Origin of the sequence: Neisseria weixii (assembly GCF_042658245.1) — a bacterium.
Lineage (GTDB): Bacteria > Pseudomonadota > Gammaproteobacteria > Burkholderiales > Neisseriaceae > Neisseria > Neisseria weixii.
Genome location: NZ_JBHSPY010000003.1, coordinates 72,833 through 85,499, shown reverse-complemented (window position 1 = coordinate 85,499; position 12,667 = coordinate 72,833). Strand labels below are relative to the sequence as shown.

Here is a 12,667-nt window from a genome sequence, read left to right as displayed (position 1 = left end):
ACAAGTCTACATTATAAATAGAAAAGCAAAGGCCGCCTGAATTTTCAGACGACCTTTTATGCTTGATTTTATTAAATTTATTATCAACTTACTAAAAAATGCCGTCTGAAAAATTCAGACGGCATTGATTCAATTCAAAAGCTGCCCCGAATGCCCGGCAGATTCTGTTTGCTCTTCGTCTTCATCGCCTGTCGGAGGAGCCTCGATTAAATCCGGCAACACCAGTTCACCCAACTCGGTCAGCGGCGGCAATTCTTCCAAGCTGTCTAAATTCAAATCACTCAAAAAGTGCGCTGTGGTTGCCCAAAGCGATGGTCTGCCGACTGAATCACGATGCCCGATGACTTCAATCCAGCCCCGATCCTGCAAAGTCTGCATCACATTTTGCGACACCGCCACACCGCGAATGCCTTCGATATCGCCACGCGTTACTGGCTGCTGGTAGGCGATAATCGCCAGCGTTTCCATTACCGCACGCGAATAGCGCGGCGCACGCTGCTCCTGCAAACTGCCCAACCGCTCAAATGCCGCCTGCGCAATCTGAAAGCGCCAGCCCTCATGCGTATGCACCAATTGCAGCGCGCGGTTTTGCCAGCGTGTTTTCAAATTCGACAACACATCAATCAGCTTATCCTGCGATAACGGCGGCACGCATAATTCGCGCATCGCCTTTTCGCTCAAAGGCTCGGTTTGGGTTAAAAGCGCGGCTTCAATCAGCGCATCGGGGGGGATTTTTTGATCGTTCATGAGGATTTGTGGTTTTAATATTTTTTTCAGACGGCATTTTGGTGGATAGGCCGCCTGAAAGGATGTATTTTAATGTTTCATGTGTATTCAATATTGGGTTAAACCCAGCACTATTAAGATTACTGGTAATCAAGTTTTTGGAAATCTACATGGTTTCCAAAACGATAACCAACCTTTGCATCACTCAAAATAAGCAGACACCAATATTTTAATTTTCTTAAACTCATCTGGCTTCTCCAAAGTTTTCCAATAAAATTTGCTGTATCTACTTCGGTCAAATCCTTGCTCTGTTCTCTCATATAACTAAAGCGAATTTTTATCAGCAATAATCAACAATCTAGCCGAAAGCCGCAAACCATAAGACCACACCTGTCTAAAAGCCGCTTCTAATTCCTGATTACTTTGAATATGGTATTTAGCCTCCAATAAAATACTGGCCTGCTCATAACTTTTTTGTCGTTCGTTCAACAAAGCATAATCTGGAAAAACACGCTCTCCACGCCCCATTTTCACCGTAAGTTGTCTTGTCCAAACCTTATTTTTGCCTATATCCTTCAATAAAGGCTCAATCAGCTCAACTTCCACATCTCGCTCATTTTTTAACTCAAGATTTTTCTGATAACTCGGTGCGAACAGTTGCGGCAGATTCTCTATATTATCCCCATTTTTTTCTATTAGATTCAACAGCTCTGCATAATCATCTGAAGTTAATGCATAACCATTGACTCCCTGAAAGTTTTTTCGAACCAACTTATTTTCAGAAAAATAAGAATTTTCTTTAAATCATTCAAAAAAATAGGAGAAATTTTTTGACCTTTACCGATATAAATGCTGCTGTACCAATGGAAAAACGGTGAGGCAATACCGTCTCTCTCCGCTCTCCAAATAGAATGGATATAACTTCGTGACGACAAACAATACATTACAAGAATGCCCCTACACTTAGTATCTACATTTCCTTGCCAAAAATGAATATCACCGTGCGAAAATTTATCTAAAAAATCAAAATCTTGCTTATTTGAACCAATAAACCAAGCCTGAGTTGGTTCAGGCAGCTCAGGCTTATCTACTCTTTGTTGCCCAAAATATTTAGGGCAGAAATCATAGAGAAATGCACACATTTCTTCAGGACTGAACCCATTTTCCTGCTCAAAGTCATGAAATATCTGACACATCAAGAAATAATATTCAAACCTAGCCCTTTTATTACGCTTAATTGGCATAGGAGGCAATTCAAGCCCAAAGCTATCTGATATTTTTATTAATTCATCCGCATTATGTATAAAGAAATAAGGTTTAAAATAAGTAGGACTCAGCAAATATAACCATGATGAAAGTGGCACAATATAATCCAAATACCAAGAAAAATTAAGGCTTATTTCATCATACGTGCCATTTTCATCTCTAAATACAATACCTTTTTCAAGAAGATTATGAATAATTCTTTCAACAGAGCATTCATAATCTTCTTGATAATCTGAATAGTGATATAGTTCATCGACCATATTGTCGATTGTTTCAGCATCTAAGAAATAGTTAATTAGATATTTTTCATAAATTAGCGGATTCAAGTCATCGAATAATTTAATCGCTGCTTTACCCTGTTCACTATCTTTATAATTTTGCCAGATAAACGGATTGACTTTCATATATCCCCTATTCGCCAAGCCTAGATTTATAAAACTTATTAACAATCAACAGCTTGATTAATTCTCAATCTAAAACTACCTGAATATTTTTCCAGACGGCCTATCTCCTTATCCAAAGGCCGTCTGAAATATTTTTTTATCAACTCTGGCTTAAACAAAATCTTATTCGCCACTTTCCTGCGGTTTTTGCCCTTTACGCTCCAATTTCCACACTTCACGCATGGCCTTGAGTTCGGCTTCTTTTTGGCGGGCTTTTTTCAGCCAAGTTTCCCATTGGTTCGGTATTTCCAAGGTGATGCGCCCGATTTGACCGTCGCGGAAATCAGTCAGGATATTTTCAGCGGCTTTTTGGTAATTGATGCGGCCGCCGCCGAGTAAGGAACCGCGTTTTTTGGCAATCCATTCAAACCATGCCACATCATCCCAATGGCTGCTTGGGTCTTTATCGGCTTGGTAGCGCTCTTGCAGTAAAGCGAGATAGTGGCGGCGCAGATAGTCGAGCAACTCGAGCGCGACTTCTTCTTCGTCCAAGGCATTGCGGCCGACGGCACCGCTGGCGGCAAGGTTGTAGCCGCTTTCTTCGACGATGATTTTCGGCCACAGCATGCCGGGCGTGTCATAAAGCCAGAAATCGTCGGCGAGGAACAGGCGTTGTTCGGCTTTGGTGATACCGGGTTCGTTGCCGGTTTTGGCTGATTTTTTACCAATCATGCCGTTGATTAAGGTGGACTTACCGACATTGGGAATGCCGCAAATCAATACGCGCAGGGGTTTGTCGAGGCCGCCGCGGTTGGGCATCATTTTGCGGCAGGCTTGGGTGATTTTGCCGTGTGCGTTTTTTTCGGTGGAATCAAGGGCGATGGCTTGGGTATCGGTTTGGCTGTTGTAGTGGTCGAGCCAGACTTGAGTACGCTCTGGGTCGGCAAGATCTTGTTTATTCAGAATTTTAAGCTTGGACTTGCCGCGCGACAATTGCGCCAATAAAGGATTTTCGCTTGAAGCGGGCAGACGCGCGTCAAGCATTTCGATGACCATATCGACGGATTTGATGCGGTCGGCGATGGCTTTTTTAGCCTTGTTCATGTGGCCGGGGAACCATTGGATTGCCATGTTGTGCTTTCTGTAATGGGTTATTTTTAAATCGGCTGATTCAGCATGAAAGGCCGTCTGAAAAGGGATTTTAGCCCTTTCAGACGGCCTTTGGTATGTTTCGTGTTTACATATTGCCGGTAATGTAGCGGTAGTAGCCGGCTTCATCCATGCATTGTTCCAGCGATTTAGGCTGTTTGCCTTGTTTCACATCGTGATTGGCCTGTGAAACACAGATGCGTTGCTGGCGGGCAACGTCACTTTCGCTCATGCCGGATTGATGCCAGCGGTAAGGACTGACGGTGGTGGTGTTGCAGGCGGCTAATAGCAGAGCGACTCCTAATGGGAACACGATTTTCGCAGTCATGATTTTGTCCTTTTTGTCGAGGCCGTCTGAAAATCAACGGCTGGCAAGGTTTTGTGCTTGGCGGTGGCGTACCAGCAATTCGTATTTTCCGGCCAAGCGTTCGGCCAGTTTTTCCACCACATATACAGAACGGTGCTGACCGCCGGTGCAACCGATGCCGATGGTGACATAGCTTCGGCTTTCCTGCTGCATACGCGGTAACCAACGGTTAATGAATTGATCAATGTCATTAACCATTTCTTGTGCCGGCGGCTGTTGATCGAGATAATCCTGAATTTCTTTATCCATGCCGTTAAACGGGCGTAATTCAGGGTCATAATAGGGGTTGGGCAGGCTGCGCATATCAAACATAAAATCGGCATTGTTCGGCACGCCGTATTTGAAACCGAATGATTCCAAAATCACCAATAAGCCGTGGCGCTCGATGTTGATCCATTGTTGCACGGCATAGCGCAATTGCTGCGCGTTCATTTTGGATGTGTCGATGCAATAGGCCATCTGACGCAATGGGAACAACCATGCGCGTTCTTCGCGCAGGCTTTCCAGCAGGGTCAAATTGTGGCCGGACAACGGGTGGCCGCGGCGGGTTTCGGAAAAGCGGCGCACCAACACGCTCTCTTCCGCTTCGATAAACAATACTTCAACCTGATGGCCTTGTTCACGCAAATACTGGATTTGCTCTTCGGCTTGATCAATATCGATTTTGGAACGGATGTCGACGCTCACGCCTAAGCTATCAACTTCATTTCGCGCAACGTGATGCGATACCAATGAGGGCAGTAATTCTAAGGGCAGATTATCGACGCAGTAATAACCTAAGTCTTCCAGTTGTTTGAGCGCAACAGATTTTCCCGAACCGGAAAGACCGCTAATTAATACTATTTTCATGACTTTGTTCGTTTTCTTTCAGTAGTGTTTGATGGCGTTCTAAAAATTCTCGCGTGCTGTCTTTTCCGCGCAATTGCAAAATATAATTGCGCACCGCAGCTTCAACCAATACCGACAAGTTCCGACCCACCGCCACAGGCAGCATAACGGAGCGTACATTGACGTTGAGAATGGATTCGGTTTCCGTACGGATACTCAAGCGGTCAAGCTGCTTCATGTATTCGTCGTCGGCAGGAATCAAGTTGATGATTAATTGCAAAACTTTTTTCGGACGAATCGAGGTTTCGCCGAAAATATGGCGGATATTCAATACGCCCAAACCGCGCACCTCCAAAAAATCGCGCAACATCGGCGGGCAGCGGCCTTCCAACACTTCGGGGCCGGTTCGGAACAATTCGACGGCATCATCGGCAATCAGGCTGTGGCCGCGCGAAATCAGTTCCAAAGCCAATTCGCTCTTACCCAAGCCGGAATGGCCGGTAATCAACACGCCGATTTCAAATACATCCAAAAAGACACCGTGTTTGGTGACCGATGTGGCCAAGGTACGTTGCAGATAAATCCGCAACACGTCCATCAAATACGGGCTTTCCAGCTTTGAAGTCAGCAGCGGAATACTGTTGGTATGGCAATAATCGCGCAATTTCGATGACACGGGCAAGCCGTTGGCAACAATCACCAAGGCCATCGGAATATCGAATAATTCGCCGAAATCGTAATTGAGCTCGCCCGATTCCAAGCGATTAAGGTATTCGGCTTCAGCCACACCAACCACTTGAATCTGATTGGGGTGGATAAAATTCAAATGGCCGACCAGCGCCAAAACGGGCTTGTCGGCCTCAACACCGATGCGGTTATCCGCGCCTGAATTACCTGCTGCCCAAGCCAGTTGCAGCTTGTGCTGATTATCAGAATACAGACGGCGGACGGATATACTCGGCATGTTACTCTTCAGTTAATAATAATTTTTGCACTTCTTCGGCGCTCGAAGCAGTCATCAAAGCTTCGCGCACGGCTTTTTGGGAAAATTTGCCGGCCAATTTCGACAATACTTCCAAATGCTCACCAGTGGCATTTTCCGGCACCAGCAACACAAACACCAGCGAAACCGGTTTGCCATCGGGCGCATCGAAAGAAATCGGCTCTTTGGTGCGGATAAACGCCCCTACCGCCTTTTGCACACAGGCATCACGGCCATGCGGAATCGCTACGCCCTGCCCCAAGCCGGTCGTACCTAATTTTTCGCGGGCAAACAGACATTCAAATACATCTGCGCTCGGCAGCCCTGCTTCGTTTTCCAACAACAAACCCACTTGTTCGAACAAGCGCTTTTTGCTGCTGACTTCCACATCCAATTCAATATGGGACAACGGTAGAATTTCGCCAATCAGGCTCATAGGAATCTCTTTTAAGAGGTAGCAAAACAAGACGAATTGTACCGACAGTCGGCACAAATCTCAATCCTAAGCGTACAATTTACATTAAAAGCCTTACGCTTTCAGGCGGCATTTTAATGGCTCTTAACATTACCACCCTGCTTCATCCTAATCTTAACCCATTAAAATGAGAGGATTATTTAAATATTTAACCCATCAGCATATCATTGCTTCGCGCTATTTCTCAAACCGGCATCAATAGATTTTTCAAACTCCGTTAACCTGTTTTCGTCCGTCAAACTTATCCGGCCATAACAAACATACCCGCCGTTGCGGCGGCGGGCATGTTTACTTAAACCAATTTCCACAAATAATGACCGACCAAACCCAAAAACCAAGCCAAGCCGATACGGTTGTTTTCTAAGAAAGTGCGGAAACACACTTGGCGGTCTCGGGTTTTAATTGCGCGGTATTGGTTAATCTGCCACCAAACCGTTACCGGCAACATCAACCAATAAGGCCATGTCGCGCCGATTTGCAACCCCAGCACCACCATTAGCGCGGTAAACCAAAAATGGCACAGCATCACCGCTGCAATATCATGCTGGCCGAAAGTGACGGCTGATGTTTTGATGCCGATTTTCAAATCATCCTCCTTATCGGCCATGGCATAAATCGTGTCATAAGCCAAAGTCCACAAGGCATTAGCCACAAAAATCAACCATGTAATCGGCGGCACGCTGTTGGTGATGGCAGCAAAAGCCATCGGGATACCGAATGAAAATGCCAAGCCCAGATAAAATTGCGGTAAGGGGAAAAAGCGTTTGGTAAACGGATAAGTCATCGCCAAAAACAAAGCCGGCACACTCATCAGCCAAGTCAGTGTATTCATCGGCACCAAACACATCGCCGCCAGCAGGCACAAAATCAAGGTCAGCAGCAGTGCTTCGGCTTTGGTGACCTGTCCGCGGGCAAACGGCCGGTTTTTCGTACGCTCGACCGCGCCGTCAAAATTACGGTCGGCAAAATCATTAATCACGCAACCGGCGCTGCGCATGAGAAACGTGCCGATGGTAAAGGCGAAAAAAATGGTATATCCGGGATGGCCTTCAGCCGCCACCCACATCGCCCAATAGGTCGGCCACAGTAATAATAAGGTGCCGATGGGTTTTTCGACACGCATTAACTGCGCGTAAATCAAAATACGCCCAACGGCATAACGCGGCAAAAAGCGCAGGAGTAATCGTTTTGTGTTCATATGTAAAAAGAAAGAAACGCAAATAATAATGACAAAAAGAATTTTATATTTTCAAACACGTTTTATTTGGCATTATAATTCAAAAATAAAAAACTTATCCGAATCCGGTACATTATCGTATAACTTACTTTTGACTACAGAACCATAATTTGTGAAACAAATGTAGCGCAGATACAAAAAGGCAGTCTGAAAACTTCGTTTTCAGACTGCCTGCTTTCCATAAGAAGTTTATTTATACCGAAGGCATTTCGTAATCATCAGACAAACAGCTTCCCTCCCGTTATTATTTGAATTTTTTTAATTTCAGCCATCTGATACCTTGAAAGAAAAATTGACCGAGGAACACCACACCTGTATAAATTGCAAATTTTATGCAAATAATCATAAATAAGAAAAATACCGTATCATTATGAAAGGATCTTTTTATTCCGAAACCACGCCCGGTAGTTGTTGAAAATTCTTGAGGAAAGATACTCAACCATAAGCAAAATAAAAAAAGTACGAATAACCCCATTAAAACTTTTTTTCGGTCTTTCTTTGGAATATGGTAAGGTTCATTTCTAAAAACAGTTGCATAAAGTATACCTAATACAACTGCCAATAAAACCGTCAGGCTGTTCGTCACTTTGGCGGCGAAAGGGTAGCGGTCAGGCTTAAAGTACCCGTTACCAAACAAATATTTATCCAGAAAATGCTCGAATGAAACCGCCCAAGGATCAATTGCATGCGTAGGCATAAGTATAAAAACCAATATCGGAAAACCGATAAGTATGTAGAAAAATACCGTTCCCACCTGCTTTTTTGTCATAAGATTCTCCTTACAGGCCGTCTGAAAATTTTCAGACGGCCTGTTTTCAATAAAAAGTTTATCTCTGCTACAGAACCTGCACTTTTACAGACAGCTGAAATGGTTTCTATAGATGCTCGAAATTCTCGTATTGCCAGCCGCTTTAAAACAGCTAATACTTATTGACGAGGATTTTTAATCCGTTCAAACCGTTTTGAAAACAACCGGACAAAATAGCTTATTGATAGAAAAATCATTACTTCTTTCACGGTCATTAAAAACAGAAAATAGAAATAATTATTATGAAAAGACTGTTTTGTTCCGAAACTTCTCCCTATACTGGTACTGAATTCCTGAGGATATATGCTTACCCATAATAGAAGTGATAAAGCGACAAAGAAAAACACATGCATCTTCTTCCTATCTTTTCCGGTTATAGAATCAGGATCGTATTTGCTAAATATTCCGCAATAGATACCTGAAAAAACCGCCGAAACAACAGTAAAACTATTGGTTACTTTAGAAGCAAAGGGATAACGGTCAGGTTTGTAGTAACCGTTTCCAAACAAATAATCATCTAGAAAGCTGTTTAATGAAATCGCCCAGTCAGCAGCTGCATGAGCGGGTATAAATAAAAATATTAATGTTGGCAGAATTAACAACATATAAAAAATCATATGACCTGTTTTTCTGCTCATTAACTACTCCTACTATAAATCTGATTCATGCTAAAGGAGATCTGAAAGCCCCATCAAAATAGGCTTTATATTTTGCTCTTTGAAAATAATTTGCATATGACGCCACCGAAGACTCGGACACCTACATAAATCATAATTTGTTTAATAAAAATTAAAAAAAGAAAAGTAAAGGGGTTATTATGAAATGACCTGCTTAATCCAAAATTACGTCCACTGCTACTAGAAAATTCTTGAGGCAATATACTGACCCATAAGAACAATACAAGCATCAAAAAAATAAAGGCATATCCTTTTTTTCTATTTTCTTTAGGTACTATATCTGCTTCTTTACCATATAAAATAGTGCATAATAATCCCATAAAAAGGGCAAAAATTACGGTAAAAATATTAGTAACTTTTGCCGCAAAAGGGTATCTGTCGGGTTTATAATACCCATTACCAAACAAATAAGCATCTAAAACATTATTAACCAATACAGACACTCTACCAACAGCATCAGCCGGGGTTAGAACAAATATTACTATTGGAAAAAGAATTAATATATAAAAAAATATACGGTCAAGTTTATCTTTGTCCATATCAGTATCCTTACAGGCTGTCTGAAAATTTCCAGACAGCCTGTTCTCCATAAGAAGTTTATTTATATCGAAGGCATTTTGTAATCATCAGTTATGGAATTGACAGGCGGCGGCTCAGCTTGGTAAACACCATCGTTGCCGAGACCGGCCGGTTGGTTTGGTACCGGTATCATGCCCGTTATCCTTTCCCACTCTTCATCATACTCGTCGTAAAACTCTTGGTACCAATTCTTCAGCCAGATTATAGATTTTGAGGGCATATTCGGTGGGGTTCTCGCCTGCTTTAGCGGCAGCTTGGCCGAGATATTCCAAATCCAGATACTCTTCCCTCAAGCCTAAGGCTGCGCGGATTTCGTCTCCGTTGACCGTGTTTGCCGTTTCAGTCTGCGTATCTGCAGGCTGATGCGGAATCTGCTCTGCAGGATTTGCGTCTTCCGGCGCCAGCATGGCCTTAACGGCTTCGTCGCTGTAGGTTCGGATATTGTCGCCATTGACAGACACGTTTTCGTCTGCGCTCACGTTGCCGATAACGGAAATGTCTTTGCCTTCCAACTCCACGTTTTTGAAATGTTGCTCGCCGATTAGCGTCATTTCGTTTTTGGCAGACAGCTTGAGGGATTCGGAAGATTTGAAATTTCCAACCACAGCCAAATCCTCATAAGGTTCACCATCTTTATTCATCACCTTATTTAAGTCATATTGGCCTGATTGTGATATGTCTTTTTCTAATGCCTCAAATGCAATAGAAATACCGTATCCGATAGCAGCTCCTGCTATAGCTGTTCCAATGACCACAGCAGTTCCTGTTCCTCCAATAGCAGCCGCCAATATCAACCCACCCGTACGCACCAGCCCCATACTGGCCGCACCCGCCGCCGCCGAACCGACGATTTTGGACACCTGCCCGACCACAGGGCTCCAATCGCCGCTGTCCCATGCCGCACCAAATCTTTTACCCAGCTCCAAGCCGTCCGTTACATGGGAAACACCGCCCGTGATTTTGGTGAGCATACCGATGCCGTAAGCCTTGCCGCTCAAATCGCCATGCTGCTGCTTCACTTCCGCGCTATTGTCGGCGATTTCTTTCACAGCCTCTTTCAAGGCTTCGGGATGCTTCACATAGAAATCCCTGAGTTCGGCAGACGATATTTTATCCTGTTCGATACCGGCCATTACCCGGGTCAAGCCGTTTTGTACGTCGTGGCGGATATGGTGTTTTTCAGCTTATCGGCTTCCTCCATAAAATGACGGTGGATGCCGCCCGCCGCACCGCCTGTCACGGTAACGGCATTACCGACGGCCTGGGCGGCAATTTCTTCAGGATGTTTGGGGGCTTCATCGGGCTTTACGGCTTCCTTGTGCTCAGGTTCAGGCTCGGGCTGCGGTTTGGCTTCAAATTGGAAATCAGGCGGAACAGGTGTTCTGAAACTGTCTAAAAAGTACCGGTCGTTCATCGCCTGAATCTGCCCGGATACTTCTTCCTGCCTTCTCATCATCGCAAAGGAATCCGGACGCTCCCCCCGTACTACTACAGTATTCGTAACCGGATTCGCGCCATCATGCCCTATAACGTAAAGCGGGGTTCTTGAGCCGAATGAGTCATTCATAATCTTTGTCTCCTTTACTGTTTGATACCTGCCGTATTGAGATGATAAAAATCATTCTCAATGAAATTTGAGTAATAAAAGCCCAAAAAGTTTCATCAAAAACTTCCTTGCCGGTTGAAACCCCGCCCTTCAGGACGGCAGAATCGGGAGTTATCCGGAAGAGGTGCAACCCTTCCGAATCAGGGCAACACACAGGGCTGCGCTTTATGTGCAGCCCTGTGTGTTGAAACATATGGCAAATGAAAAAAGAGCAGTTATTCCTGCTCTTTTTTCAGACGGCCTTTTATTTTATCTTACAGCTCAATCCCTTTGAGCTTTGCCACGGTGTTGATGTCTTTGTCGCCACGTCCGGACAAGTTCACCAGAATCACTTGGCTTTTATCCATTTTTGGTGCATTTTCTACTGCCCAAGCCAAAGCATGGCAGGATTCCAAAGCCGGAATAATACCTTCAAATCGACACAACAAATCAAACGCGTTTAGAGCCGCTTCGTCATTGGCCACGGTATATTCCACACGGCCGATGTCGTGCAGGTGGCTGTGTTCAGGACCAATCCCCGGGTAATCCAATCCGGCGGATACCGAATGCGTGCCCAACACTTGGCCGTCTTCATCCTGCATCAAATAGCTGCGGAAGCCGTGCAACACGCCAATCGGCGCGCGTGAAGTAATCGGCGCGGCGTGTTGCGGCGTATCCACGCCGCGGCCACCCGCTTCCACGCCGACCAAGCGCACGTTTTCTTCTCCGATATAAGGGTGGAACAAACCAATCGCATTCGAGCCGCCGCCCACGCAGGCCACCGCCACATCAGGTTGGCGGCCGATGGCTTCCTGCATTTGTTTTTTTGCTTCGTTGCCGATAACGCATTGGAAATCGCGCACCATTTCAGGATAAGGTGCAGGACCGGCGGCGGTGCCGATGATGTAGAAAGTGTCGCCCACGCGTGCCACCCATTCGCGCATGGCTTCATTCATCGCGTCTTTCAGCGTGCGGCTGCCGCTTTCCACACCCACCACGTTGGCACCCAATAATTTCATGCGGAATACGTTGGGCATTTGGCGCTGAATATCATCGGCACCCATATACACATCGCAAGTCATGCCGAAACGCGCCGCCACGGTGGCCGAAGCCACGCCGTGCTGCCCCGCGCCGGTTTCCGCAATCACGCGCTTTTTGCCCATGCGTTTGGCCAACAAAGCCTGACCGATGGTGTTGTTCACTTTGTGCGCACCGGTGTGGTTTAAGTCTTCACGTTTCAACCAAATCTGCGCGCCGCCCAAATGTTTGCTCAAACGTTCGGCATGATAAACGGGGCTCGGGCGGCCGGCATAATGTTTCAAATCATGCTCGAATGCCGCCCAAAATGCAGGATCCTGCTTCGCTTCGGCGTAAGCCTGTTTCAATTCTTCCAGAGCGGGAATCAGCGTTTCTGATACATACAGGCCGCCGTGTTCGCCGAAAAATCCCTGTTGGTCGGGTGCTTGATAATTTTGCATGAATGAATTCCTTTGTGGGGTTTCAGACGGCCTGATTTATTTCCGGGCCGTCTGAAAACAATAACTTTAATGAATGCCGATTATACACATATTTTTCGTGCGAACGCGCTTATCCGCCTGCAAAAAT

General features: G+C 45.2%; 16 protein-coding genes. All 16 read right to left on the bottom strand.

What is annotated here, in order from left to right:
- Positions 1-129: 129 nt before the first annotated feature.
- Positions 130-747 carry an SMC-Scp complex subunit ScpB gene (scpB, locus tag ACFPVS_RS03295; protein WP_378595404.1) on the bottom strand — a complete coding sequence of 206 codons (618 nt, stop codon included), beginning with the start codon at positions 745-747 and terminating at the stop codon, positions 130-132.
- A gap of 119 nt (positions 748-866) precedes the next feature.
- Positions 867-1,025 carry a hypothetical protein gene (locus ACFPVS_RS03290; RefSeq protein ID WP_157742746.1) on the bottom strand — a complete coding sequence of 53 codons (159 nt, stop codon included), beginning with the start codon at positions 1,023-1,025 and terminating at the stop codon, positions 867-869.
- A 25-nt stretch (positions 1,026-1,050) separates the two neighbouring features.
- Entirely contained in the window at positions 1,051-1,497 is a 447-nt protein-coding gene (locus ACFPVS_RS03285; protein ID WP_157742747.1) for a hypothetical protein, read from the bottom strand.
- The gene (locus ACFPVS_RS03280) at positions 1,455-2,396 is read right to left on the bottom strand and encodes a hypothetical protein (protein ID WP_096295457.1); all 942 of its coding nucleotides are present in this window, start codon (positions 2,394-2,396) and stop codon (positions 1,455-1,457) included. The genes ACFPVS_RS03285 and ACFPVS_RS03280 overlap by 43 nt, the downstream gene beginning before the upstream one ends.
- 162 nt (positions 2,397-2,558) lie before the next feature.
- Positions 2,559-3,506, bottom strand: coding sequence for a ribosome biogenesis GTPase YlqF (gene ylqF / locus ACFPVS_RS03275; RefSeq protein WP_096295458.1), 948 nt, complete (start codon positions 3,504-3,506; stop codon positions 2,559-2,561).
- A 106-nt stretch (positions 3,507-3,612) separates the two neighbouring features.
- Positions 3,613-3,852: a protocatechuate 3,4-dioxygenase gene (locus tag ACFPVS_RS03270; RefSeq protein WP_096295459.1), complete on the bottom strand. Its 240-nt coding sequence runs from the start codon at positions 3,850-3,852 to the stop codon at positions 3,613-3,615.
- A 33-nt stretch (positions 3,853-3,885) separates the two neighbouring features.
- The gene (gene rapZ / locus ACFPVS_RS03265; protein ID WP_096295460.1) at positions 3,886-4,740 is read right to left on the bottom strand and encodes an RNase adapter RapZ; all 855 of its coding nucleotides are present in this window, start codon (positions 4,738-4,740) and stop codon (positions 3,886-3,888) included.
- Positions 4,721-5,683, bottom strand: a complete 963-nt coding sequence (gene hprK / locus ACFPVS_RS03260; RefSeq protein ID WP_123803861.1) for an HPr(Ser) kinase/phosphatase — start codon at positions 5,681-5,683, stop codon at positions 4,721-4,723. Before hprK ends, rapZ begins: the two co-directional genes overlap by 20 nt.
- A 1-nt stretch (position 5,684) precedes the next feature.
- A complete protein-coding gene (gene ptsN / locus ACFPVS_RS03255) occupies positions 5,685-6,137 on the bottom strand; it encodes a PTS IIA-like nitrogen regulatory protein PtsN (protein WP_096295461.1) in 453 nt (150 codons plus the stop codon).
- Between the two features lie 331 nt (positions 6,138-6,468).
- Positions 6,469-7,374: a 4-hydroxybenzoate octaprenyltransferase gene (ubiA, locus tag ACFPVS_RS03250; protein ID WP_096295462.1), complete on the bottom strand. Its 906-nt coding sequence runs from the start codon at positions 7,372-7,374 to the stop codon at positions 6,469-6,471.
- A gap of 283 nt (positions 7,375-7,657) precedes the next feature.
- Positions 7,658-8,182, bottom strand: coding sequence for a hypothetical protein (locus tag ACFPVS_RS03245; protein WP_096295463.1), 525 nt, complete (start codon positions 8,180-8,182; stop codon positions 7,658-7,660).
- Positions 8,183-8,340: 158 nt separating this feature from the next.
- Positions 8,341-8,859, bottom strand: coding sequence for a hypothetical protein (locus tag ACFPVS_RS03240; RefSeq protein WP_096295464.1), 519 nt, complete (start codon positions 8,857-8,859; stop codon positions 8,341-8,343).
- A gap of 65 nt (positions 8,860-8,924) precedes the next feature.
- On the bottom strand, positions 8,925-9,437 hold the full coding sequence (locus tag ACFPVS_RS03235; protein ID WP_123803863.1) for a hypothetical protein: 513 nt from the start codon (positions 9,435-9,437) through the stop codon (positions 8,925-8,927).
- Between the two features lie 198 nt (positions 9,438-9,635).
- Positions 9,636-10,610, bottom strand: coding sequence for a hypothetical protein (locus ACFPVS_RS03230; RefSeq protein WP_096295466.1), 975 nt, complete (start codon positions 10,608-10,610; stop codon positions 9,636-9,638).
- A gap of 8 nt (positions 10,611-10,618) precedes the next feature.
- The gene (locus tag ACFPVS_RS03225; RefSeq protein ID WP_157742749.1) at positions 10,619-11,044 is read right to left on the bottom strand and encodes a hypothetical protein; all 426 of its coding nucleotides are present in this window, start codon (positions 11,042-11,044) and stop codon (positions 10,619-10,621) included.
- A gap of 293 nt (positions 11,045-11,337) precedes the next feature.
- Positions 11,338-12,540 (bottom strand): tryptophan synthase subunit beta, encoded by a 1,203-nt coding sequence (trpB, locus tag ACFPVS_RS03220; protein ID WP_096295469.1) that lies wholly within the window; start codon positions 12,538-12,540, stop codon positions 11,338-11,340.
- Positions 12,541-12,667: the final 127 nt, after the last annotated feature.